The 25,257-nt window shown below is 36.6% G+C and carries 17 protein-coding genes; 3 read left to right on the plus strand and 14 right to left on the minus strand.

What is annotated here, in order from left to right; all coding sequences use genetic code 11:
• Positions 1-107: 107 nt before the first annotated feature.
• From purN to GFU89_RS15655, 7 genes are all read right to left on the minus strand, one after another.
• Positions 108-671, minus strand: coding sequence for a phosphoribosylglycinamide formyltransferase (gene purN / locus GFU89_RS15625; RefSeq protein ID WP_318848015.1), 564 nt, complete (start codon positions 669-671; stop codon positions 108-110).
• Between the two features lie 75 nt (positions 672-746).
• A complete protein-coding gene (gene purM, locus GFU89_RS15630) occupies positions 747-1,739 on the minus strand; it encodes a phosphoribosylformylglycinamidine cyclo-ligase (RefSeq protein WP_318848016.1) in 993 nt (330 codons plus the stop codon).
• Between the two features lie 282 nt (positions 1,740-2,021).
• On the minus strand, positions 2,022-2,573 hold the full coding sequence (locus GFU89_RS15635; protein ID WP_318848017.1) for an NAD(P)H-dependent oxidoreductase: 552 nt from the start codon (positions 2,571-2,573) through the stop codon (positions 2,022-2,024).
• A gap of 38 nt (positions 2,574-2,611) precedes the next feature.
• A complete protein-coding gene (locus GFU89_RS15640) occupies positions 2,612-3,340 on the minus strand; it encodes a pirin family protein (protein WP_318848018.1) in 729 nt (242 codons plus the stop codon).
• Between the two features lie 431 nt (positions 3,341-3,771).
• A complete protein-coding gene (locus tag GFU89_RS15645; protein ID WP_318848019.1) occupies positions 3,772-5,190 on the minus strand; it encodes an MFS transporter in 1,419 nt (472 codons plus the stop codon).
• Positions 5,190-5,708: a nuclear transport factor 2 family protein gene (locus tag GFU89_RS15650; RefSeq protein WP_318848020.1), complete on the minus strand. Its 519-nt coding sequence runs from the start codon at positions 5,706-5,708 to the stop codon at positions 5,190-5,192. The genes GFU89_RS15645 and GFU89_RS15650 overlap by 1 nt, the downstream gene beginning before the upstream one ends.
• A gap of 9 nt (positions 5,709-5,717) precedes the next feature.
• Positions 5,718-7,577, minus strand: a complete 1,860-nt coding sequence (locus GFU89_RS15655) for a glycoside hydrolase family 13 protein (protein ID WP_318848021.1) — start codon at positions 7,575-7,577, stop codon at positions 5,718-5,720.
• Positions 7,578-7,781: 204 nt separating this feature from the next.
• Between GFU89_RS15655 and GFU89_RS15660 the strand changes: the two genes are divergently transcribed.
• Positions 7,782-8,765: a sterol desaturase family protein gene (locus tag GFU89_RS15660; RefSeq protein ID WP_318848022.1), complete on the plus strand. Its 984-nt coding sequence runs from the start codon at positions 7,782-7,784 to the stop codon at positions 8,763-8,765.
• A 59-nt stretch (positions 8,766-8,824) separates the two neighbouring features.
• Here the strand turns inward: GFU89_RS15660 and GFU89_RS15665 are convergent, their stop codons facing one another.
• From GFU89_RS15665 to GFU89_RS15680, 4 genes are all read right to left on the minus strand, one after another.
• Positions 8,825-10,981, minus strand: coding sequence for a glycoside hydrolase family 97 protein (locus GFU89_RS15665; protein ID WP_318848023.1), 2,157 nt, complete (start codon positions 10,979-10,981; stop codon positions 8,825-8,827).
• 79 nt (positions 10,982-11,060) lie between these two features.
• Positions 11,061-12,167 (minus strand): SusE domain-containing protein, encoded by a 1,107-nt coding sequence (locus GFU89_RS15670; RefSeq protein WP_318848024.1) that lies wholly within the window; start codon positions 12,165-12,167, stop codon positions 11,061-11,063.
• 15 nt (positions 12,168-12,182) lie between these two features.
• Positions 12,183-13,796, minus strand: a complete 1,614-nt coding sequence (locus tag GFU89_RS15675; protein ID WP_318848025.1) for a RagB/SusD family nutrient uptake outer membrane protein — start codon at positions 13,794-13,796, stop codon at positions 12,183-12,185.
• Between the two features lie 12 nt (positions 13,797-13,808).
• Positions 13,809-16,541, minus strand: a complete 2,733-nt coding sequence (locus tag GFU89_RS15680; RefSeq protein ID WP_318848026.1) for a SusC/RagA family TonB-linked outer membrane protein — start codon at positions 16,539-16,541, stop codon at positions 13,809-13,811.
• A gap of 337 nt (positions 16,542-16,878) precedes the next feature.
• On the opposite strand from GFU89_RS15680, the gene metG reads away from it, so the two are divergent.
• Together metG and GFU89_RS15690 are read left to right on the plus strand one after the other, a co-directional pair.
• The gene (gene metG / locus GFU89_RS15685; protein ID WP_318848027.1) at positions 16,879-18,918 is read left to right on the plus strand and encodes a methionine--tRNA ligase; all 2,040 of its coding nucleotides are present in this window, start codon (positions 16,879-16,881) and stop codon (positions 18,916-18,918) included.
• A 63-nt stretch (positions 18,919-18,981) separates the two neighbouring features.
• Positions 18,982-19,650: a hypothetical protein gene (locus tag GFU89_RS15690; RefSeq protein ID WP_318848028.1), complete on the plus strand. Its 669-nt coding sequence runs from the start codon at positions 18,982-18,984 to the stop codon at positions 19,648-19,650.
• Positions 19,651-19,861: 211 nt separating this feature from the next.
• Here the strand turns inward: GFU89_RS15690 and GFU89_RS15695 are convergent, their stop codons facing one another.
• The 3 genes from GFU89_RS15695 to GFU89_RS15705 all read right to left on the minus strand — a co-directional run bounded on the left by GFU89_RS15695 (position 19,862) and on the right by GFU89_RS15705 (position 23,877).
• Positions 19,862-20,566 (minus strand): class I SAM-dependent methyltransferase, encoded by a 705-nt coding sequence (locus tag GFU89_RS15695; RefSeq protein WP_318848029.1) that lies wholly within the window; start codon positions 20,564-20,566, stop codon positions 19,862-19,864.
• A 182-nt stretch (positions 20,567-20,748) separates the two neighbouring features.
• On the minus strand, positions 20,749-21,561 hold the full coding sequence (locus tag GFU89_RS15700; protein WP_318848030.1) for a siderophore-interacting protein: 813 nt from the start codon (positions 21,559-21,561) through the stop codon (positions 20,749-20,751).
• A gap of 105 nt (positions 21,562-21,666) precedes the next feature.
• A complete protein-coding gene (locus GFU89_RS15705) occupies positions 21,667-23,877 on the minus strand; it encodes a TonB-dependent receptor (protein ID WP_318848031.1) in 2,211 nt (736 codons plus the stop codon).
• Positions 23,878-25,257 lie beyond the last annotated feature (1,380 nt).

The following is a 25,257-nucleotide window of genomic DNA, read 5'->3' on the forward strand; positions in this document are numbered from 1 at the left end:
AACTGTGTCCGGGTCTTTCACCTCCGAACTTACTTTTATTTACTTAGATTTCTTTAATCATCTCGTCAAAAAATTTTAATTTTTGACACCCTTTCAAAGAAAGGGAATTAGTTTCCCAGGACCTTATTGATCGCTATTGGAAATATCTCATATTCAATCTGGTGAACTTTCTGAGCCAATGTTTCAGGAGTGTCGTCAGCGGTTACTTCAAAAGATTTCTGAAGTATAGCTTCTCCTTCATCAATGCCCGTCGTTACAAAATGTACAGTGGCCCCACTCTCTACTTCTTTAGCTTCTATTACTGCATTATGAACGTTCATTCCCCACATTCCTTTTCCTCCGAATTTCGGAAGCAAAGCTGGATGAATATTGATTATTTTACCATTCCAGTTTTCACAGAATTCAGATTTTAAGATGGATAAAAATCCTGCCAATACAATAAGATCTGTATTTTCTGGGATTACTTTGCCCAACTCACTGCTGAAATTCTTTCCTCTTGGAATGAGTATGTTTTCTATATTGTGATTCTTTGCTCTTTCCAATCCGAAACATTCTCTGTCTGCCACTACCAAAGATACTTTTGCATTCTGGATTTCTCCAGCTTCAATGGTATCAATGATTCTCTGCAGATTGGTTCCTGAACCGGATACGAGTACAACGATGTTCTTCATTATTCAGATGTTAGATCTCAGATTTAAGATTACAGACTTACAGTCTGATGTCTAGGGTCTGAAATCTGATGTCATTTAAAATTTTAAATTGATTTTCTCTGCTCCTTCAGTGATTTCTCCTATTTCGTAAGCATCATCTAAAAGGTGTAATACTTTTTCAGCATGTTCAGCATCTACAACGATTACCATTCCAACACCCATATTGAATGTTCCGTACATTTCCTCACGGGCTACCTCACCTCTCTTTTCAAGCTCAAGCATCACGCTAGGAATTCTGATTTTTGATTCGTCAATAGAAGCACAAAGTCCTTCTGGAATAATTCTTGGAACGTTTTCGTAAAGACCACCTCCTGTAATGTGAGCAATTCCGCTTACTTTTACTTCTTCCAATACTTTATGAATATCTTTATAGTATAGTCTTGTAGGAACTAAAAGTGTTTCATATAAAGGTTTTCCTTCAAATTCTTCTTCAAAATTAGGGAATACTTTTCTTACTAAAGAGAACCCGTTTGAATGGAATCCTGAGCTTGGTAATGCAATAATTTTGTTACCTGGTTTGATGGTAGATCCGTCAATGATCTGATCTTTTTCTACAATTCCTACACAGAATCCAGCAACATCATAATCTCCAGGCTGGTACATTCCCGGCATTTCAGCAGTTTCTCCACCAATCAATGCACAGTTGTTATCTTTACAAGCTGCCACCATTCCTAAAACAATTTCTGCTGCGATTTCTGAATCAAGCTTTCCGCAAGCCAGATAATCCAGGAAGAATAAAGGTTTTGCTCCGTGACAAAGAATATCATTGGCACACATTGCGAAACAATCTACACCAATAGAGTCATATTTTTTAGTATCTAAAGCTACTTTCAGCTTTGTTCCTACTCCATCTGTTCCTGATACAAGAACAGGATTTTTGTATCCACCGATTTCATAGAAAGCACCAAAACTTCCCAAATGGTTCAGTACATTAGAATTGTGGGTTTCACCGACCGCTTTTTTGATCTTGTCAACCGTTTTGTATCCTTCTTCTTTGTCTACTCCTGCTGATTTGTAAGTGTTGCTCATGTCTGCTTAGATTTTTAGATATCAGATTTCAGATTTCAGATTTCATACTATTTAGTAACTGCTTCTGGAGTCTTCTTATCTTTTAATATTTCAATTACTTTTATACTCGATTTTAGAAAACAAAAAAGCCGACAATCTTTTCAGATTATCGGCCGTTATTTTATCTCAGAATTTCAGAGCCCACAACTTTCCCTTTATGAGAAAAACATTGTTTATAGGAGGTCTGAATTTTCATCTCTTTTCTTTTTGCAAAAATAGTAATTTTAAATGAATATTCAAATTCTATTTTTCAAGGATGGTTTCAATAGCCGCAATCTTCTTGATTTTTTCTTTTAACTCATTGATTTTATCTTCATTAGAAATCTTTTGAGTTGTTTTATCAAAGTTATCATTAAAGAAAGGTAATGAAAAAGTTTCCACCACATTTCCTCCATGGAAAGGGAAACGCTTCGATGCAGCTTCCAAAACTCCTGCTCCACCTCTACCTCCGGGAGATGTAGACATCAATAGCATGGGTACTTCATTCCAAACCGTTCTGTCTTTAATTCTTGATACCCAGTCGAACACATTTTTGAATGCTGTAGAATACGTTCCATTATGCTCTCCCAAAGAAACCAATAATACATTAGCACCATCAATTTTGGCTGCAAAATCATGAGCTTCCTGAGGAACACCACCAGCTAATTCTCTTTCGTGTTTATAGATGGGCATTTCGAAAGGATTTAAATCAATCACTTCTACTTCTGCATTTTCAAATAATGTTGATGCGTATGCCACCAACTGTTTGTTCATTGAAGCTTCTGAGTTACTTCCTGCTATTGCTAAAATTTTCATAGGTGAGGTTTATTTTTTAAGATTACAAATTTAGTTTTTTATTTAAGATAAGAAGGCAGTTCCATTGGGACTTCCATTAATAATATTTCAGTGTCTTCTTCGGCTTCAATATTAAAGCTCTGGGTATCCCAGATTCCCAATCCATCTCTTTCATTGAGAACACGGTCTCCAATTTTTGCACTGCCTTTTAAAACAAATGCATAGACTCCGTTTCCTTTTTTGTTGAGCATATAATTTTTGCCGTTTCCTTTTTTAAAGTTAGCCAGATTGAACCATGCATCCTGATGAATCCAAACTCCGTCATCATTTTTATTGGGAGATAAAATCTGTTGGAATCCATTGATCTTTTCACCTTCTTTAATGCTTTTCTGATCATATCTTGGTTCCACATCCAGCTCTCTTGGGAAAACCCAGATTTGAAGGAATTTTACCTCTTCATCTTTATTTTTGTTATACTCACTATGCTTCACACCTGTTCCAGCACTCATCACCTGGATTTCGCCTTTTCTGATTACAGCTGTAGTTCCTATTGAATCTTTGTGTTCCAAATCTCCTTCCAGAGGAATGGATATAATCTCCATATCCCTGTGTGGATGTGTTCCGAAGCCCATTCCCTGAGAAACGGTATCATCGTTCAATACTCTCAAAACACCAAAATTTGTTCTGTCTCTGTTTTGATAGTTGGCAAAACTGAATGTATGGTAAGAGTTTAACCATCCGTGGTTGGCATGACCTCTTGAATCTGCTTTATGATATACTGTTTTCATTTCTGTGATTATTTATGGTACAAATGTACAGCATGAGTTGTCTAAAAAAGTTGATGTAAGGTAAGAAAGGAAATTTATGGGGTCAAAAGAGTTTAGGAAGTAAAAATGACGGGTAGGTTGGAAAACGCTAAGACGCAAAGGTTTTTATATTCTTTATCTTTTTAAGACGCAAGGATTTTATCTGCGATAAAATTTTAAGCTGTATAGTATTTACTTCATAATTGAGTAGGATTTAAATAGATTGTATACATAAATGTAAACATCTGTGCCATTTGTGAAATCTGTCGGAAACTAACTCTGCTCTTTGTTATAAATATATGTTTTGGCTAAAGCCAATTGATAAACGTATAAAAAAAGCGGGCTAAAGCCCGCTCCTATGAATTGTATACTATTTCAGATTTTAGTTAAGATATTTTCAGCACAACTTCTTACTAGAAATGTACCTGTTTGATTTCTTCTTCAATTTCTTTAGGGGTTTCATCTTCGGATTTAACAAAAATCATGGTGACTACAGCTCCAATCAGCATGCAAACACCTCCTACCACAACATAATCCATCGCTTGTTTTCCGAAAACACCACTTACAACAGGACCACCAAATACTCCATTGATGATCTGTGGAATGACAATAAAGAAATTGAATATCCCCATATAGACTCCCATTTTTCTTTGTGGAATCACTTCAATAAGCATCGCATAAGGCATTGCCAGAATACTTGCCCAGGCGAAACCTAATCCAATCATTGAGATCCATAGATTGTTGATATCTTTAATGAAATACATTGAAACAAGACCTAAACCTCCGCACAGCAAAGCTAAAGCATGAGTCTGTTTTTTACCAATCAGTTTCGCTATAGGTGTTAATAAAAAGGCAAACGGAATGGCCCATAGATTATACATTCCAAAAAGCTTCCCTGTTAAATCCCCTGCATCATTAAATGCCTTGGAATGGGTATCTTCCGGAGAAAGTCCAAAATGATGGGTGGCCAGCGCACTGGTAGTAAATACCCACATGGTAAATAGTGCAAACCATGAAAAGAACTGAACAATTCCCAGTTTTTTCATCTGTACAGGGATCGCCGCAAAGTCTTTAAAAATATCTGAAAATTTAGATTCCTGTTTTTCTACTTCTTTTCCCTCTTCAAAATCGGCAAATTCCTGTGGAGAGTATTCTCTGGTTGTCATTATGGTGTACAGAATTGAGATGATAAGCAATCCTGCGCCTATATAAAAAGAGTAAATCACATTATCAGCTACAAATCCAGCCGGGGCTTCGTTGGAAATTCCCATTTTTGTTAACCAATCCGGCAGATAAGAGCCCAATACAGCTCCGATTCCGATCAGAATTGTCTGTACTGAAAATCCTATTGTTCCCTGATGTTTCGGGAGCATATCTCCTACCAAAGCCCGGAAAGGCTCCATTGCGATATTCACTGAAGCATCCATCATGGCAAGGAATATTACGGCCAATAAAAGAGCATTGGCAGCAAACATCTGAGTCACAGAAGCTGCATTCGGAAGAAGTACCAGCCCTATGGCACACAAAACAGCTCCAATTAGAAAGTAAGGTTTTCGTCTTCCCAACGGACTCCAGGTATTGTCTCCCATATGCCCGATGATAGGCTGCACAATAAGTCCTGTAACGGGAGCAACGAGCCAGAACCAGGATAATTCATGAACATCAGCTCCTAAATTCCCCAGAATACGGCTTGCATTTCCATTTTGTAACCCGAACGCCATTTGAATTCCAAGGAATCCCATACTCATGTTAATAATCTGAAGCATGGATAAGTTTGGCTTTTTTCTTCGTCCAAATGGTCCCGAATTATATCTCCCCGCCATTTCTGCCATTATGACTTCAGTTTTTGGATTAGCGCATCTTCGATAGGTGTTTTCTCCACTACCACTTTATCTACCACCTCATTAGGAACCGTCACAGAAAGAACATATTGTTTTACCTTCCAGCTTCCGTTGATTTTTTCTACAACACCAGAACCTCTGCATATTTTCATCTGAGTATCCAATAGTTCGTCGAACCACGCCAGTTTTCCATCTTTACTGAAGTAAATATTTCTTTTAAGAGCTTTAAAATCCCAGGTTTTCTTTTTGTCGAAATGAGGTTTTGCCCACACCATGAATTCTTTTTTATTCCATATTTCGGTAGCATCTGTTCCGATGAAGGTAGATTCATCTGCAAAGAAGTTAAAATACCCTATGTAATCCGCCTTTGCAGCAGCTACATTGAATGCATCCAGCATCGTACTGATTTCTGATTTTTCTTTCTCAAATGGAGTTTTTGACTGAGCACTGAATAAAGAAAATCCCAGTACAAAAAGGATTAATGTATAAGCAGTCGTTAGTTTTTTCATATGTATTAATTATTTTTCAAGTTCAATAATGAATGGGGTTTTCGCAGGAATATTCATACTGTTTTGTAATGAAATCTCCTTTCCTGAAATTACTTCTTTTCCTTTTGTAAATCCGTTAAGTGATTCGGCAAATCGTTTCAAGTCTAACGTCTGTTCTTTTTCATTATTGTTGATGATCACCATTACACTTTCTTTTTCATTGTATCGGAAATAGACAAAAACACCGTCCTGAGGAACGAAATTTTTAGTTTTTCCATTATGAATCACGTCTTTTCCTTTTCTCCAGTTTAATAATTTCTGAGTAAACAGGAAAAATTCTTTCTGCTCCTGAGTCTGAGCAGATGGATTGAAGGCATTTTGAGAATCAGACTTCCAGCCTCCCGGAAAATCTCTTCGGATATCTGCATCACCGCCTTTCGTCTTATCTCCTCTCATGCCTATTTCTGATCCGTAATAGATCTGTGGAATTCCTCTTACTGTAGAGATCAGAGCAAGTCCTATTTTGTAAGCATCAGGGTTTGCATTAAAGATTTCATTCCATCTTTCTGTATCGTGATTTTCAAAGAAAACCAAGAGATTATTGATATCCGGATAAAGGAAATCGCTGGTAAAGGAATCGTAAATCCGGATCATGCCTTTATCCCAGCCTTCTTTTTCTTTAAGAGCTTTAGGCATATTTTCAAACAGCATAAAATCCATTACCGAGGGTAAATTTGAATTGTATCCTTCTATGGCTCCTATTTTAGAATTTTTCTGCCACGCTGCAATTTGTGCCGCAGTATAAAGCCAGGTTTCTCCTGCAATATTGAATTTCGGATATTCATCGGTAATGGCTTTAGCCCATTTTGCCATGGCATCTTTATCATTGTAAGGATAGGTATCCACACGGAACCCTCCCAATTCTGCATATTCTATCCACCAGATTGCATTTTGGGTCAGATATTTCAGAACCAGTGGATTTTTTTGGTTAATATCAGGCATGGTGGTATCAAACCAGCCATCCAAAGCATATTTTTTATCAATATCAGAAGCATTGGTATCAAATTGCGTAGTTGTTTTGTAATTGGAGCGTTTAAATCCTTTCTCTCCCTCATCAAACCAATGGATCCAGTCTTTTGAAGGAAGGTCTTTGATCATCCAGTGTGAGCCGCCCCAATGATTGGTCACATAATCCATCACCAGCATCATATTTCGTTTATTCAGTTCTTTGGATAAAGTTTTATAGTCTTCATTGGTTCCGTATCGGCCGTCAATTTTATACAGATCTGTCTGAGCATATCCGTGATAAGAATACACTTTTTCATTGTCTTCATTCACCGGAGTCAGCCAGACTGCCGTAGCTCCAAGATTCTGAATATAGTCAAGATGATTAATGATACCGCTGAGATCTCCGCCATGTCTTCCATTGGGCAGACTGCGATTTACTTTTTCTGTAAGTTCCGGTGTTGAATCATTCTTTTCATTGCCATTGGCAAAGCGATCCGGCATGATCAGATACATAACATCTTTTGAGGTAAAAGATTCACGGTTGGCAGATCCGGGATTCCTTTGCTTCAGTTCATAGGCATAGGAACTCAGGTTTTTGTTACCTTTTTTAATAGTAATAGTAAACTTCGGAACATTTATTTCGTTGGTGTTTACGGTAATAAAAACGTAATTCGGATTATCAACTTTCCGGATCTCTTTGATCTGTATTCCGTCCGAAAGTGCAATCTCGTTATGGGCAATGTCTTTTCCGTACACAAGAATCTGAAGTTCGGGGTTTTTCATTCCTTTCCACCAGAAAGCCGGCTCTATTCTTTCCAACACTTTTTGGGAAAAGACGGCAGAAGCAATTGAAAGGGCTAATGCTGCAAATATTGTCTTCATATTAATGTTCAATTTAGCATTTAATTTTCATATAGACATTTAAAACATGTTAGAAATGCCTCTTTTTTCATCTTAGTACCTGTAAATTTTCAAAATTTGACACTCATTTTTTTACCATCATAAAAAAAACTTAAATTTTTCATAAAAAATTCATTCAAAAAGTTAATTTATCACCCTTTTTATCTTTAGTTTTACAGAAAAAAGATGTTTGATTTCAGTAGTATGTTCAAAGCTGAGGGGCCAGATGTTGTTTACGCCTGGACTATTCCTGTGTTTGCTGTAATTATTTTTGCAGAAATGGCTTACAGCCACTTCAATAAAGAGAAGATTTATGAGACTAAAGATGTAGCAACCAATGTTCTTTTTGCTTTGCTCAATTACGGACTGGACATCATCATGAAAGGTTTCTCTTTGTTTGTCATGATGTTTTTTTACCATCACCGCATCTTCGACTGGCAAGAGGGAATCTTGTATTGGATTGCTGTATTCCTTGCTCAGGATTTTGCTTATTATGTTCATCATTATGTAGATCACCACTCGCGTGTTTTCTGGGCAGTACATATTACCCATCACAATTCTGATTATTTCAACATCAGTACAGGATTCAGAAGTCCTGTATTTCAGCCTTTGTACAGGTATTTGTTTTTCTCTCCATTAGCATTTATGGGCTTTCATCCATGGCATATCCTTGTAGCCTATTCTGCGATACAGATTTATGGCACTTTTGTACATACCCAATCTATTAAAAGTATGGGATTTTTAGAGTATATTCTGGTTACTCCTTCTCATCACAGGGTACATCATGCATGCAACATCAAATATCTGGACCGTAATATGGGTATGGGACTGATTATCTGGGATAAAATTTTTGGAACATTCGAAAAAGAAGATCCTGAGGTTCCTGTGAAATATGGCATCTATCCTAAGATGGAGTCTAAAGATCCGGCAACTACTCTATTCTATGAATGGCGAAGAATAGGGAAAGATATCAGACAGCCGGGACTTTCCTTCAAAGACCGCATAAAATATCTTTTTAATTCCCCGGGATGGAGACATGATGGTACCGGAAAAACGGTAAAGCAGTTTCAAAAGGAATATCTTGAGAAAATAAAAAATAAGACTTCTGCGGTAAAAAAAGAGCCAGTTCCAGAAGCAGAATATGAATATACAGAGGCAATGGATAAGTAAAAAATAACCCCGGATCCTGAAAATTCAATGATCCGGGGCACCTTAGTGTCTCTTTAAAATTATTTTACAGGCTTGATAGAAACCGCGAAACCGCCGCTTCTTACCATTTTAAAATTAATTTTTGACTTGGCTGTAATCTCTTTCTTATAGATATTATAGCTTTGAGGATTATCAATATAATCAGCATCTTTTCCATCTTCATAGATTGTTGCTTCATATTTCTTTCCTTTCTCCAGGAATGAGAAGTCTACGGTATACTCACGTTTATTTTCATCGGTAATACCTCCTACAAACCAGTTTTCAGTACCTTTTGCTTTTCTTGCCGTGATCACATAATCTCCCGGTTCTGCAGATAAGATTTTAGTATCGTCCCAATCTGCTGCTACATCCTTGATAAACTGGAATGCATCCATATGTTTTTTGTAGTTCTCAGGAAGGTCTGCAGCCATCTGAAGCGGCATATACATCGTTACATAAAGAGCGAGCTGTTTTACCAGCGTAGTTTTTACGAAACGGTTATCTCCAGGGAAGTAATAATCTAACTTCGTCTGGAAAATTCCTGGTGTGTAGTCCATAGAACCTCCCATCCATCTTGTGAACGGAAGAACAGTCTGGTGATCGGGTTTGTTTCCTCCGAATGCTTCATATTCTGTTCCACGGGCTGCTTCAGCAGAGATGTAGTTTGGATAGGTACGGCTTTCTCCTGTAGGACGTACAGATTCATGAGAGTTAACCATGATTTTATAGTCATTTGCTTTTTCTGCAATTCTATAGAAATGGTTGATTGTCCATTGAGAATAATGGTGTTCTCCTCTCGGAATAATATCTCCCACATATCCTGTTTTCACAGCGTCATATCCATATTTGTTCATCGTTTGGAAAGCTTTGTCTGCCCATCTTTCATAGTTCGTCGCAGAACCTGAAGTTTCATGGTGCATAATCAGCTTAATTCCTTTTGAATGCGCATATTCATTCAACATTTTGATGTCAAAATCCGGGTAAGGAGTAATGAAATCGAAAACAAATTCTTTAGAGTGTCCGAACCAGTCTTCCCAACCAATATTCCAACCTTCAATCAATAGTCCCTGGAAACCGTTTTCCGCAGCAAAGTCAATATATTCTTTAACTTTTGTATTGTTAGCAGCGTGTTTTCCATTCGGAGTCAGTTTAGCAAAATCAGTTTTCCCTAAGTGTACATTTTCAGCGGTAGAATAAGCCCATTGTGATTTTCCGATGATCATTTCCCACCAAACTCCCATGTATTTTGTAGGGTGAATGTAAGAGGTATCGGTATATTTTGTAGGCTCATTAAGGTTAAAGATCATTTTAGAATCCATTACCTGCTCTGCTTTCGGAGCTACAATAATGGTTCTCCATGGCGTTACCGAAGGAGTCTGGATATATCCTTTCGCTCCCTGTCTGTCAGCTGTCAAATGCGTTTTGAACTTATAGTTCTGAGCATCTACTTCCAGATGAGAAGCCGGATAATCTAATACGGCAGCTTCAGCAACGTTAATGTACAATGGTTCTTTTCCTTCTTTTTTAAGCATTAAAGGAGACTGAACAGCATTTTTCACCAATGACTGGGAAGCGTTCGCATCGTATGCTTTATCCCATTTTGATGGAATTTCAGAAACCTTTGTTTCCTGATACTGGTATTCCTGAGAGTCATAATCTGCAACCATCCACCATGCCTTCATATCGGTAGGGAAATCGATTTCAGAGTCTTCTTCTCTGATCACGAAATAATTGAGATTCTTCTGCTGAGGAAATTCATATCGGAATCCTAATCCATCATTAAACAATCTGAATTTCACCACAATACTTCTGTCTGTAGAAGCCTGATTCAGGGTAACTGCCAATTCATTATAATGATTGATATAGTTTTTCTTTTCTCCTAAAACCGGCTGCCAGGTTTCATTTTTAGAGTCTCTTTTTTCATCTGTCTTTGCAAAACCGTTATTCAGGTCGAATTTTGCATCTTCTGGTTTGGCTATTTCAGAAGCGAATTTTATGGCTGTGTCTTTAAATAATCGCAATCCCAATTTAGAATCTTCAACTACTACCGCACCGTTGTACTTCAGGTTATAGTAAGGTACTCCTTCTTTCAGCTGAAAGCTCATTTCGAACTTCCCATCCGGAGATTTTAAAGATTGGGCTTTCACACCTGTAAACATCATTGAGAGCAAAAGCGCTCCAACTGTAATTTTCTTCATAATGACTATTTAATTAACTTAAAAAATAGATAAAGTGCTGCTGTAAACAGCACTTTGCTTTATTATCAGATTGAACTTATTATATAGGTTTTATTGTATATACTCCTAATTTAACATTTACTGTGATTTTATAATTTCCACCTGTACCGTCAAATTGTATATTTCCATTGCTTCCTTTTGGTCCCAGATATCCTGTATTTCCATCATCTGTTATATTCCCCCAGTCTAAATCTCCAAAACTCTGTTGGCCAAGAAATTTAAATTGAGAACCCGCAGGGAGAGCAATTGTATGCTCAAATTTTCCATTTCCTAAACTGGTCATTGGAATAGATGTAGCTGCATTCCATCCGTTAATAGTACCTACCAGATATACATTTGCAGGATTCCAATTATTGACAGGTGATGGTGTAACAGTAATTGATTTTTGTGTAGCATCTGCGTCAATAACTATTTTATACATTCCTGTTGTGCCACTGAACTGAATATTTTCAGCTGGTGCAGCCACTAAATTGGTTGACCAGGTTTTGAAATACTTATAGTTTGCATTCATTCCTGCAGTATCTAAACTATAATTTATAGGATTCCAATCCTGCTGTCCTAAAAATCTAAATGATTTACCATTCTCCAGATAAGTATATATTGTAGAATAGTTATCCTTTTTATAAAGAAGTTGTGAAGTTGCAGCATCCCATCCTACGGCTGAAGCATCTCCTACAAGGTAAAAAGATGGAAGTTCTGTCAAATAAGGCGTTACAGTAATCGCAACCGAATTAGAATACAATGTTACATTTCCCACTTTTGATCTCAATCTGACTTCAATTTGGCTAGCTGTACCTGGTAAAATTCCAGCATCTAACATTATTTTGTTAAAATCACGAATTGTATATGTTATCGTCTGATCTTTAGCAGCTACATCAATGCTTTTTGCATTTTGAAAATTCGTACCTATTTTAGCAATTTCAAATGCATTATTAAAAGCAACCTGAATATTAAATTTAGGGTTTACCCAATCAAATTTTATGGCTTTATCATTTTCATGATCTTTATCCAGTATCAATACTTTCGCATCAGCTGCTAGAGAAGGGTTAGTACCTTCTCCTAAAACCGCCTGATCCTCATCTTTTTCACAAGATATAACAAAAACCCCTATCACCAGAGCTATAAATATTTTAAAGAAATTTTTCATGTTTGTTATTTTATATTAATATCCAGGATTCTGAGAAAGGTTACTGTTTAAATTAAGATACTTGTTAGGTATAGGGAAAAGTAATTTATTGCTAGTAAGATCTGATCCATTCATACTTCCACCTTTCCACTGCCATGCATATCCGGAAGCAAATTTTCCGAAACGGATAAGATCCTGACGTCTGTAACCTTCCCAATAAAGCTCTCGTCCTCTTTCATTCAATATAAAATCCGGAGTTAAAGCAGACTGCATTACAACAGGGGCTCCAGCTCTGGTTCTTAGTACATTGATGTAATTTAAAGCAGAAGCTATACTTCCTTTCCCATTTACTATAGCAAGTTCGGCATACATTAAATAAGCATCTGCCATTCTAAATAAAGGAAAGTCTGCATCTACAAAATTTGCGTCACTTCCATTGGATCCAGTTGAAGTCTTATTAGAAAATTTAATAAGCTTTGCACCCTGATCAAATTTCAAATAATCTGAAATAGAAGCAGGGTCATTATTTCCAGCAACTTTCATCACCCTTGGATCCGTATTCCCTACAGATTCCATAAACTCCTGTCTTACTCTATAACCTTGCCATCCAAAATCAATTCCTAAAGTTACACCGACTTCATTGGTGCAGTTTGCATGAACAAGAAATGTAGTACCTCCGTAAGTTCTTGTTCTAACCCCGTCAAAAGCTATCGGAAAAATAATTTCTTCCTGAGCTCCATTACTATTATTATCTGCTTTAAACAAATTGTTAAAAGGAATTTGTGCCACTTTATAGCTTGAACCAATTACTTTTGCAACTTCTGCAAGGGCTTCAGTACTTTTATCAGCTCCTGTATAAACTTTAGCATTAAGATATAGCTTTGCTTTTAGCATCCATATCGCTGCTTTATCAGCTCTTCCATATTCATTCATTCTTGGCGCAGGAAGTTCTCCTTCAATGGCATTTAGCTCACCAATTACATAATTGAACATAAATTCTCTGGACTGCATTACCGGCTTTGTTCCTAGAGGATCATTTTCTGTGATAAATGGCATTTTTCCATAAATATCGATAGCATGATAAAAAGATAAAGCTCTTAAAAATCTAGCTTCCGCTCTGAAAGTTTTGATTTGTGTTTTTAAATCTTCTGCAACTCCTCTTGAGGCAAGTTTCTCATCGGTTGTTTCTCTTAAATACTCATTAACCAATCCTATCTGAAAGAAAACCCTTGCAAAAAAAGCTTCATTAAAAATATTATCCGCATTCCATGTATTAAAATTCAAATCTCTGATCGTTGGATTATCACTTTCTCCCCAAGCAATAAGAGCTTCGTCAGTAGTTAATTCCTGTAATTGCCAATACCCTCTAAGATACTGCGAAAAACCCTCATTTGGACCTCCATCATCTTCAGCACCAAGGTCCGAGTCTCCATTTCCGGCTTTTTGACCCGTTACCGCAAGTCCAGCATATATTTTCGCTAAAAATTGCTTATAAGAAGCAGGATTAGCATAAAATTGCTCTGATGTATATAATTCATCATCATTAACTTTAACATCAAGATCATTTAAACATGATGATGTACTGAAAAGAAAAATACCTGCAATAGCTAAATTTCTTAATTTGAATATTTTTATCTTATTAAATTTCATTGTTAAAACGGATTAAAAGTTAGCACTAACACCTAAAGTAAACATCCTTGCTCTTGGATAAATCGAATTATCGATTCCATTATTAAATATTTCAGGATCTAGGTTTTTGTATTTGGTAATGACCAAAACATTCTGCGCTGCAACATACATTCTCAGCGAAGCATTCTCTCCAATGAATTTATTGAATGTATATCCTACCGTAACGTTATCAAGCTTCAGGAAACTTCCATTTTTAAGATAGTAATCTGACATTTTATTGGCTGATATAAAATGTGTTGAATTAAAGTCTACAGGTGCATTATTAATTGTATTATCTACTGTATTATTAATATTTCCCAAGTGTGCTCTATCTGCAGAGATCTGATCATACACATAGTTTCCAATACTTGCTCTCCAAGCCATTGAGAAATCCCAGTTCTTTCCTATTGTAGCATTGGTCATTAGCCCCATTGTAACATCTGCCTGAGGTTTTTTATAATTGTATTTATCTGCAGAAGTAATTATCCCATCACCATTTCTGTCTACATAAGCTCCCTCTATAGGCATACCGCTTTTATCATATACTTGTTGATACACCCAAAATGCATATGGAGAATACCCCTCTCTAAAGGTCTGTACAAATCCACCTAAACCAACTCCTCCTCTGTCAATTCCATTAACTTCAAGTTGCTGAATGTTAATTTTATTATATGAAAGGTTATAATTGAAGTTCAATGTAAAATTCTCTTTTTGTATTGCCTTTATATCCAATCCAAGGTCAATTCCTTTGGACTGAAGTTTACCAATATTTTTTGGACCAATGATTCTCAGGTTTTCAAGAGGTCCCTCAGGAACAATTGACAAAAGGTCTTTTGTATCTGCAAGATAAAAATCCAAAGTACCTTTAATTCTGTTATTTAGCAATCCAAAATCTAATCCAATGTTATATTTTAAACTTTCTTCCCACTTTAAGTTTTGATTATATCCATTTGCTTTTGCAATTTCATAAAACTGGTTTCCAAACTGATAATAAAGCGTTGACGAAACATTATAAGTTTTGAAGTAGTCATATCTGTAAATTCCAATATCTTGCTGACCTGTCTTCCCAACACTTGCTCTTAATTTTAAATCTGAAATGTTATTATTTCCTTTTAAGAAATCCTCTTCGGAGATTTTCCAAGCAGCAGCAACTCCTCCAAAATCACCCCATCTGTTATCTTTACTGAATCTGGATGATCCGTCCTTTCTATAATTAATAGTAAGTAAATATTTATTCGCAAAGCCTAAATTCAATCTTCCAAAGAATGCCTGTAAATTCACATCAGGTTTAGAATCTGGATTATAGAAATTACTTGTTGGGTCTAGGGTATAAAGCAAAGTATTGCCTGATGCTGAACTTACTTTATGATAATTTTGATATTCATATCCTGCCATTGCCTCTAAATTAAACTTACCAAAGGTTTTGGTATAATTAAACTGGACATTCGCATTTTTGTTTAATATACTTTCATCAGAATAAGAGTCCTCTCCATAGAAACCAAAAACATTTTTCACAGAATAATATCCGTTTCTGGAGTTTTTATTAGTAACCACATGTCCATCTAATTCTTTGCTATCTAGACCTGCATTTACAATTAGTCTTAATTCAGGAAGGAAATGGAATTTATAATCCATACTGATGTTTCCAAAAAATCTTTTGAAATTCTGAACATCATGCTTATTTCTAAGCATACTCACAGGGTTTGAAACTCCGTATGCTTTCAACACCTGCTGTCCATTTTCATTATCATATCTAGTCCATTCCGTATAACCATCAAAGGGAGAACTTGAATCATACACAGATTTTGTAGGATCATATGAAAGAGCATTTTTTATGGCATCTTCATTTGCTTTATTCTGAAACGTATAAGAATATGTACCTGTAATATTAAATTTTAAATGATCATCAAAAAAACTTGGACTTAATGAAATATTCGCCGTTGTTCTTCTGTATCTGGACGTTATCAATAGTCCTGAATTATCCATATTATCTACAGAAAAACGAGCTGGCACTTTACCAAATAAACTACCAGATACTGAAGCATTGATATCAGAAGTCACAGAAGTTCTAAATATTTCATTCTGCCAATCTGTATTCGCCGTCCCCAATTTATTAGCCTTTTCAGGAGCAAATTGATTAATGATCCCTCGGAATTCATCCCCCGAGTACACTTTAACTTTTTTTGCTAGGGTATTAACTGTAGTAAATGTGTTTAAAGATACTCGCAGTTTTTTACTCCCTTTTTTCGTAGTAATTAAAATTACCCCGTTAGATCCTCTTGAACCATAAATTGCAGTAGAAGCTGCATCTTTCAAAATAGAAAATGATTCAATGTCATTAGGGTTAATTGTTGACAAAGAAACTCCATCTAAAGGTAAACCATCTACTACTAATAATGGATCATTACTTGCATTTAAAGAAGAGCCACCTCGAATTCTTATTGTTGCCTCATTTCCTGGTGTCCCAGACTGAGTAATTACCAATCCCGAGGATCTACCGTTGATTAGCCCTTCGGCAGTAGTTACAGCGCCTTTGTTAAAGTCTGCGGTGGTCAAAGCTGTTATAGATCCGGTAAGGTCTGTTTTTTTCTGTTTACCATATCCTATCAGTACAACTTCCTCAATTTTCTTTTCCTGAGGAACGGAGTCTTTTGTCTGCGCGTGCATTATTGTGCTGGCCAATAAAAAAGCAGGCGCAATTTTCAATACTGTTGTAAAATTATTCACAATCATATTTTTTTATAGTTTCGTTTTTTCAGTCTTAATTCGGCTTGTAGCCAGACTCGCAATTTAAAAAAAAATTAGAATTATCGTAATTTTAATATAATTTTAGTTAAAATTATGTATATTACGACACCGATTTTAGTTAGTTTTTTAGATTTCAATAATTTGCACTGTCTTATGCATTGCATAATATTTACATTAAATTAATATTTAGTTAAACAACCGTTTAACTAAAATTCATATTCAACCTTGGAAAATTGGCTTTCTCCATCATAATAACACCACCAATAGCGGTATTCAACAGATATTCCTTATCTTTGCAGTTAAAACTTTACTATAAATGTCAAACAGAAAGATGATTACGGCAGCTTTGCCTTATGCAAACGGGCCGGTTCATATAGGACATTTGGCAGGTGTTTATATTCCTGCGGATGTTTACGCAAGATTTCAGAGAAGATTAGGAAAAGATGTTGCGTTTATCTGTGGTTCAGATGAGCACGGAATTCCTATCACCATAAGAGCCAAAAAAGAAGGAGTTACTCCTCAGGATATCGTTGACAAATATCACGGGATCATTAAAAAATCTTTTGCTGATCTGGGAATTTCATTTGATGAATATTCAAGAACAACTTCTAAAAACCATTATGAAACCAGCCAGGATTTCTTCAAGGTTTTATATGAAAAAGGAAAATTCACGGAAGAAGTTTCTGAGCAGTATTTTGATGAGCAGGCAGGAGAATTCCTTGCTGACCGTTATATTGTAGGGACGTGTCCTAATTGTGGTAACGAAAATGCTTACGGTGACCAGTGCGAGAAATGTGGTTCTACCCTTTCTCCTTCTGAGCTGATCAATCCGAAATCAATGCTTAGCGGAAATATTCCTATCCTTAAAGAAACGAAAAACTGGTATCTGCCATTAAACGAATACGAAGACTTTTTAAATGAATGGATCATTGAAGGCCATAAAGACGATTGGAAGCCTAACGTATACGGACAGGTTAAATCATGGTTAAACGACGGCCTTAAGCCTCGTGCCATGACCAGAGATCTAAACTGGGGTGTTCCGGTTCCTCTTCCGAATGCAGAAGGAAAAGTATTGTATGTATGGTTTGATGCTCCGATTGGTTATATCTCTTTCACCAAAGAATGGGCTGAGAAGAATGGAAAAGACTGGAAAGATTACTGGCAGAGCGAAAGCAGTGATCTGGTACACTTTATCGGAAAGGATAATATTGTATTCCACTGTATTATTTTCCCGGCCATGATGAAGGCTCACGGAGATTATATTATGCCTACAAACGTTCCTGCTTTTGAATTCCTGAACCTTGAGAACGATAAGATCTCAACTTCAAGAAACTGGGCGGTATGGGCACATGAGTATGTAGAAGATTTCCCTGGACAGCAGGATGTTTTGAGATATGCTCTTCTTTCATCTGCTCCGGAAACTAAAGACAACAACTTTACATGGAAGGATTTCCAGACTAAGAATAATTCTGAATTAGCTAATATTTTTGGTAACTTCATTAATCGTGTTGCAGTATTAATTAACAAAAACTTTGAAGGAAAAGTTCCTGAAGGAGATGTTAATGCACCTGAATTAGAAGAAATCAGCAAAAGAGCTATTGAAATTAGAAACTTCCTTGAAAATTATGAATTCAGAAATGCTTTAACAGCTTTCATGAATCTTGCAAGATTTGGAAATCAGTATTTGCAGAATGAAGAACCTTGGAAGACTGTGAAAAATGACATTGAGAAAACAAAGAATACACTATTTATTGGAGCTCAAATTTCAGTTGCATTAGCAAATCTAGCCGAACCATTTTTACCTTTTACAGCTCAAAAATTATACGATATTTTTAATGTTGAACAAAAAGAATGGGCTGAAGTTGAAAATTCGAAAGTATTAATTGAAGCAGGTCATTCAATAATAGCTAACGCTCCAATTTTATTCTCTCAAATTTCAGATGATGTCATTGAAGCTCAAATCCAAAAGCTGGAGAACACAAAACAAAACAATAAAAAAACAAACCCTAACGCAAACCCTATGAAAGAAGAGATCACATTTGATGACTTTACTAAAATAGACCTTAGAACAGCAACCATTACAGAAGCTGAAAAAGTAGAAAAAGCAGATAAATTATTAAAACTTACTGTAGATACAGGAGTAGATGTAAGAACTGTTGTTTCCGGGATTGCAGAAAGCTTTACTCCTGAAGAAGTAATCGGTAAGCAGGTAATGATCCTGCTGAACCTTGCTCCAAGAAAAATCAGAGGAATTGAGTCTCAGGGAATGTTATTATTAACAACTAAACCAGACGGAAAATTATCTTTCGTAACACCGGACGACAACAATGTTGAAAACGGGATTGAGATCGGATAATTAACATCATTATAAAGATAACAGGCTGTTTCACTAGAAGCAGCCTTTCTTTTATATCAGCTTATGGTCAATAGAAGTGTTTTAAGAAAGCTTTCCAATCAGGAATTAGAGGGATATTTAAAAGAAGGCAACCGCTTTGTTCCGGAAGCCGTTCAGATCGCTTTTGAAATTCTGGAAGAAAGAGGACGTGTTTTCAGTGAAGTGGAAAAAATATCCGTTCAGCAATTGATTCAGAATAAAAAAGAAGAAGAGGAAGCAAAACGTACAGAAGAGGTAGAAGTATGGAAAGACCATATTACAGAAGATCCCAATGCCGTCAAACTCCATTCAAGAATTGCTATTCTTATAGTCAGTGTTTTTTTCGGCACCATTCCAGGATCAATTTTACTTTTTCTGAATTTCATACAATTAAAAAAGTATCCTGCAGCAATCCTCGCACTGATGTATGGATTTCTTTTTTTTATGGTGCAAAAATATGTTCTGCTATCCGATTTTGATCCTAATTCAATATCACGGTTGAGCCCTGAAATAGGTGTTATAGCCGTAGGAGCACTTGGATTACTGGTTATTTGGGTTGTAGCTACTCCAAAAAAGTTGCCTTATCGCCAGAAGTCCTATATTCTTCCCGTGATTTTATGTATTGCAAGCGCTGTTCTGATGTATTTTTATTTTCAGGAATGGTTTTCTTACTATCCGCTTGTAAGAACCATCCATCTATTCAGACAATGGTAAGGAGCTTATTCCCGCTATCCACTCTTACTCCTCGCACCTGGCTCCCAACCCGAGCATAAGCCGAAGAATCCCAACCGCATGCTGCGGGGTAACCGTTTCTATCGGCGCTGGGAAGAAGTACAAAAAACAAAAATTGCCATCCTGTTCACAGAATGACAATGTATTATTTGTTGAGATTGCTTCGCTTTCAGCTCGCAATGACTTGTCGTTACTATTTCTTAGTCAGTTTTGCTAAATAAGAATCTTCGTCTTTCAATACTTTTTCTATTTTGAAACCGTTATTTTTGGCCGCATTTTTCAACGTATTGAAATCAAGATACAGCCAGGTAATCGATTCTTCAGATTCACCTTTATAATGAACTACGTAATCCAGTTCTCCATAATATCCTCCTGCAGGAATATATACTCCGCCATCTTTATCACGGTCAAACATATAAAGGATATCTGTACTGTCTATCAGCACCTGTCCCCCTTTATTTACTAAAGAATATAATTTCTGAAGATAGGTATCTATTTTCGCCAGGCTTTCAAAAACACCGGTACCATTCATTAATAATAAAATCGTATCAAAAGTCTCTCCTGAAAAATCAAGCATATTTTCACAAACTGCATTTTTAATGCCTCTCAGCTGGCAGACTTCAATAGATTTTGGTGAAATATCCAATGCTGTTACCTCAAGATTTCTTTCATTCTGAAGGTATAAAGAATGAGAACCCGCTCCAGCGCCAATATCCAGGACTTTCCCTCCGGATAATTCCAGTGCTTTCTGCTCAATATCATTCATATCTTCAAAATCTCTGAATAAATATTCTACCGGAAGTTCATCCAGTTCAGAGATTGACGTTTCAGTCTGCAGATCCTCCGGATTTTCATTGTGGTAATAATCCCAGATCGCTCTGCCCATTAAATCTTTCATAGGGCAAAGATACGGGTTCGGGGTTCAATGTTCAAAATTTTTGGATACGGGTTGCGAGATTCGAGGTGCGGTTGTGTAATACTGGTTATTTTTGTTACTGGTTACCTACAACCATAAACTTCGAACTTTAAATCTTCTACTCCCTAATTCCTGCTACCTATCATCTGCCACCTATCTCCTTCCTACTCCATCGAATCCTTCTCCTTATGTCTGTCTGCCTGCGATTCGTTCTCTGCAACACCCGCTTTCCAGTAAGAATAAGCGTATAATTCCTGGGAAGTCCAGTTTTTCTCTTTTCTCAGATAGTTTCTGATCTCTTTTACACTTGAAAATTCACAGGCAACATAACCAAATTTACTCACCTCAGGAATCTCAATACTTTTTACAATATTTGGAATTTCACTGTTGATCTGAGGTTGTGCATTGTGTAGCCATTTAAAATCAATTTGAGCCTTGGTTTCAAGCTGTTGTTCGTCTTCCTTTCCATGAACTTCGATGATACATATGCCTTTTGCTTTTTCAGGAAGTGTTTCCAAAATAGCACTGATCACCGGAATGGCTGTAGCATCACCTACCAACAGATACCAATCTGCTACAGGATATAGTTCTTTTCCTTCCAAACGCATCATCACTCCCAGCTTGGAACCTGCCTCAGCCTCTCTTACCCATCTGGATGCAGGACCTCCGTCTCCATGATCTACAAAATCGATGATTAATTCATTTTTCGCCAGATCAATTCCTCTGTGGGTGTAGGTTCTGATAGCTGGAGCTACCTCTTTAGGCGGATAAACCCATTGATGATTTTCATCCAGCGTGGGAAAATGGATCTCGTTGAGACCTGCTGGCGGAACAGCAATCTTATTATTATCTCCCACCATGGTATTTTTGAATACCTGAACTTCCGATGAGTATAAATACACTCTGATAAAATGGTCAGTAATGTATTCTTTTCTGGTGACTTCGGCAACAATCTGCCCTGTTGAAATTTTAGCCATAACTGATTTTTTAAAATTAAAATCAGGTTTCCGATCAATTTCAGAAACCGGATTTGAAATACAATATATTTTCAGATCAAGGCCATTTAAACCTTAATCGTACTTTTAAAATTCAAAAGTGTAAGAAAGATTGAATGTTCTTCCTCTTCCTTTATAATTAAACAATTCCGGAAGTCCGTAGGTAGAATATAAAACCTGGGAACGCTTGCTCCAAATGGTTTGATAATCTGTATTAAATAAATTCTGGATTCCTAAATTGAATTTACCCCAGTTAAATCGGTATCCCATCATCAGGTCTGAAGTATTGTAGCCTTCCACCACATTATTAAGTTCGTCTTTCTGTTTGAAATTCTGTAACGACTGGAATCTGAATGACCAGTTTTTAATATTATACCCGATATAGGTCACCAATTTTGATGGAGAAGCATTGTAAATCTCCTGCTTCTGCCATTCTCCTTTATTATCAACTTCAGATTTGATCAAAAGTCCGCTTGCTCCGAAATAAACTCCATTGCTTAAGGAATAGGAAACCTCAGCTTCTATTCCCATGTTTCTTAATTTCAAATCATTCACAAGAATCTGGAAAGTCTTTTTATCTACAGCAACCGTTTTATCAGAAGTACTCAGGAATCCGGCAATCTGGGCTCTTAAACCTCCTCTGTTTACACGGTATCCTACTTCAAACTGATTGGTTTTGATCGCCTGCAGCGGCTGTTCTTTTACATTGATACTGGATACAACATCCCAGTTGGTCCCCACAAGTTTATATTGCCCGATTCCGTAAAACTTGGCAGGATCAGCTAAACTTGCTCCCTGAGAAAAAGTTCCCCAAACCTGATGCTGCTCATTAAACTTGTACAATAATCCGGCATTGGCTAAGGTTACATTATAAGAACTTTCACCACCGGGAATTGCAGATGCTGAACTTCCGTATCCCATCGCAACCTGTGTCTGCTGTTCGGAACCTACAAAATCGTCCATCTTAACATTAATATTCTGATAACGGATTCCTGCATTCAATTGTAGTTTTGGAAGAATATTATATTTTGCCTGCACATACCCTGCATAACTCTGTGAGTGGTTGGTAGGATATCTTCCCAAGCTGTATTTTGTTTCATTGACTAAACCTCCGCTGGACATTGTTTTGGCAATATCATAAACAGATTGTGTTCCTTCAAATTTCTCAAAATCAAAATCAACTCCATAGGTAACGTTTAATCCACGCCAAGATTTGGATAGCAAAGCTTTAATCCCGGAATAATAAGTATCCTGTTGTGAAGAAGACATATAAGGTATTCTCCCTGACTGTAACGTAACATTTCCAGGGAATGGATAGAATCCTAATTTTTCACCACGGGTTGCCAGCTGTATATAAAGGTCCTGACCGCCCAAAATTCCATTTGCATTATAAGCTACTGTTGCCATATAACGCTCTGTACCTACATTTTTATCGGATGAGAAACCATCTTTCATTTGTAGCAATGAAGCATTTTTTGTCGTGAACGCACTTAAGTTTTCACCTAAAAATAAACTTCTGTCTCCATTAAATTTAGAATTATAATACTGAAGAGAGGCTGTGATCTTATGTTTATTGTTAAACTGATATCCTCCTGTAGCCAAAATATCAATCGACTGGTTATACTGAAGGTCGGTTTGTGTAATATCTGTAAAAAGCTGTTTCTGATCTGCTCCATACACACCTCCGTTCTGCTGATAAGCAACTCCTAGCCTTCCGAAGAATTTATCACCTTTGGCAGCAATGGATTGAGCAGCACGGAAATCATGATCGTCTTTACCCATAAAACCTGTACGCACTCCAAGTTCTGTTTCTCCACTGATTCCTTTTTTAGAAGGTGTTTTTGTAATAATATTAATAATTCCTCCGGTAGCATTTCCCCCATAGATTGAGCTTGCTCCGGAAAGAACTTCAATTCTTTCAATATTAAAAGGATCGATGGCATCCAGCTGGCGGCTGATTGCACGGATACTGTTCAAAGAAACTCCATCGATCATCACCAGCGCAGAACGGCCTCTCATATTCTGCCCGTAGTTGGTTCTTCCCTGTGGGCCAATATCCATAGAGGGAATTAGAATTGATAACATTTCTTTGATGGGAACTCCGCTTTTAGCTTGTTCCTGGATCTTTTCTTTCTGTACTACCCAAACGGTTCCCGGAACTTCAGAAATTTTCGTAGGTTTTCTGGAGGCTACAATCACCACATCTTCAATACCTTTAGAGGCAATAGAGTCTTTAGCTGTCTGGGAAATCATCACTCCCGAAACCAAAAGACCTATGAATGCATACTGCTTTTTCATTCTTTCTACTTCAAAGTTTTATAATCTCACAAAGATAATTCTTATTTAGAAAGAATAAAAATAACATACTATGAGATTTTCCCTTATTTTATGATGGTAAACATCTTTTTACAGAAAAGTTTTCTAAATCTGGATATAAATAAAAACCATTAAGAAGGAATAAAGTATAGTTAAGATAAATCATTCTGATTTTTAAGCTTAAAGCGAAGCACATCTTAATACTCTAAACACCTTAATACAATCTTAATGTTTCAAAAAAGTTTAAAATTTGACATCTTCTTAAAAACGTAAAATCCCGACCCAATGAAGGACCAGGATTTTACTAGTGAAAAACAAGGTTTCATTTATACTGCAGGTCCTGCAGCATCTTTTATTTCTTCTAATAATTTTTTTCTTTCACGAAGTCTTCTTCTTGCGATGACTGATTTCCCGCCAAGTACTCTGATAAATCTTAAATACTGGAAACGTTCTTTTCCAAAATGATGAGTAAGAACATATATCAAGACTCCAAATCCAACCAAAATAATGTATCCAAACAGTTTTTTACCCGCTATAATAATGGCATTCAGCTGAATTGCTTTCATATTGGAAGCTACATTCTGAGGTGTAATCGTCATCCCATCCATATAAACAGCAAGATCTCCTATAGCAATTACCTGAAAATGGTATTGAAACCATGAAAAAATCGCTGAAAAAAGACCTACTGCAAGAAACGTTCTCCAGACCAGGACAAGCCCTATCGCTGCCAGCATATCATCCATTTCAAGTTTATCCAAAGTATAAAACCATACCGAGATAAATAACGCACACATTCCGTAACCTTTCAGAAACATTGGCAGATACCAGTTGTCATAATTGAATTCCAGTACCATGGAAAAGTACATGATAATCGAATATCCCATCATCGCAGCAAATCCTGAGAAGATGAACATTCTTAAGGGTTTCTCTTTTTTAAACCAAAATACGGCAATCACCCCCGCCAGAATGATCCCGGGAATCATCAGCATACTCAGTCTGGCATTCGTAACCGAATCATATCCCAGCACTCCTAGCGCAAACGTATTCTGAATAGATGCCGTTCCTAAAAACATTCCCAGCCAGGTTAGCATAAACAGACCGTGCTGAACATTGTTTTTTGCGAATATTTTAAATGAAAGGTAAGGTCTCTTCAATGTCAACTGACGAATGGTAAGCAGTGCAAAACTTGTAAAAGCGGCAATACTGGCATTAATGATATTCTTTGAGTTCAGCCAATCCTGCTGTTTCCCGAAAGAAAATACATAAGCTGAAAACATGAAAGTAGAGATAAAAAGCAGAATACTCAGCCAGTCGATATAATGTAATGGTACTTTTAGCGCAAAGTATTTGTTATGCATAAAA

The organism is Chryseobacterium sp. JV558 (assembly GCF_033712365.1).
Lineage (GTDB): Bacteria > Bacteroidota > Bacteroidia > Flavobacteriales > Weeksellaceae > Chryseobacterium.

What these genes read in the sequence shown, in the direction of transcription:
- purN (WP_318848015.1), bottom strand. Translation starts at nt 671, where the DNA reads ATGAAGAACATCGTTGTACTCGTATCCGGTTCAGGAACCAATCTGCAG.
- purM (WP_318848016.1), bottom strand. Translation starts at nt 1,739, where the DNA reads ATGAGCAACACTTACAAATCAGCAGGAGTAGACAAAGAAGAAGGATAC.
- GFU89_RS15635 (WP_318848017.1), bottom strand. Translation starts at nt 2,573, where the DNA reads ATGAAAATTTTAGCAATAGCAGGAAGTAACTCAGAAGCTTCAATGAAC.
- GFU89_RS15640 (WP_318848018.1), bottom strand. Translation starts at nt 3,340, where the DNA reads ATGAAAACAGTATATCATAAAGCAGATTCAAGAGGTCATGCCAACCAC.
- GFU89_RS15645 (WP_318848019.1), bottom strand. Translation starts at nt 5,190, where the DNA reads ATGGCAGAAATGGCGGGGAGATATAATTCGGGACCATTTGGACGAAGA.
- GFU89_RS15650 (WP_318848020.1), bottom strand. Translation starts at nt 5,708, where the DNA reads ATGAAAAAACTAACGACTGCTTATACATTAATCCTTTTTGTACTGGGA.
- GFU89_RS15655 (WP_318848021.1), bottom strand. Translation starts at nt 7,577, where the DNA reads ATGAAGACAATATTTGCAGCATTAGCCCTTTCAATTGCTTCTGCCGTC.
- GFU89_RS15660 (WP_318848022.1), top strand. Translation starts at nt 7,782, where the DNA reads ATGTTTGATTTCAGTAGTATGTTCAAAGCTGAGGGGCCAGATGTTGTT.
- GFU89_RS15665 (WP_318848023.1), bottom strand. Translation starts at nt 10,981, where the DNA reads ATGAAGAAAATTACAGTTGGAGCGCTTTTGCTCTCAATGATGTTTACA.
- GFU89_RS15670 (WP_318848024.1), bottom strand. Translation starts at nt 12,167, where the DNA reads ATGAAAAATTTCTTTAAAATATTTATAGCTCTGGTGATAGGGGTTTTT.
- GFU89_RS15675 (WP_318848025.1), bottom strand. Translation starts at nt 13,796, where the DNA reads ATGAAATTTAATAAGATAAAAATATTCAAATTAAGAAATTTAGCTATT.
- metG (WP_318848027.1), top strand. Translation starts at nt 16,879, where the DNA reads ATGTCAAACAGAAAGATGATTACGGCAGCTTTGCCTTATGCAAACGGG.
- GFU89_RS15690 (WP_318848028.1), top strand. Translation starts at nt 18,982, where the DNA reads ATGGTCAATAGAAGTGTTTTAAGAAAGCTTTCCAATCAGGAATTAGAG.
- GFU89_RS15695 (WP_318848029.1), bottom strand. Translation starts at nt 20,566, where the DNA reads ATGAAAGATTTAATGGGCAGAGCGATCTGGGATTATTACCACAATGAA.
- GFU89_RS15700 (WP_318848030.1), bottom strand. Translation starts at nt 21,561, where the DNA reads ATGGCTAAAATTTCAACAGGGCAGATTGTTGCCGAAGTCACCAGAAAA.
- GFU89_RS15705 (WP_318848031.1), bottom strand. Translation starts at nt 23,877, where the DNA reads ATGAAAAAGCAGTATGCATTCATAGGTCTTTTGGTTTCGGGAGTGATG.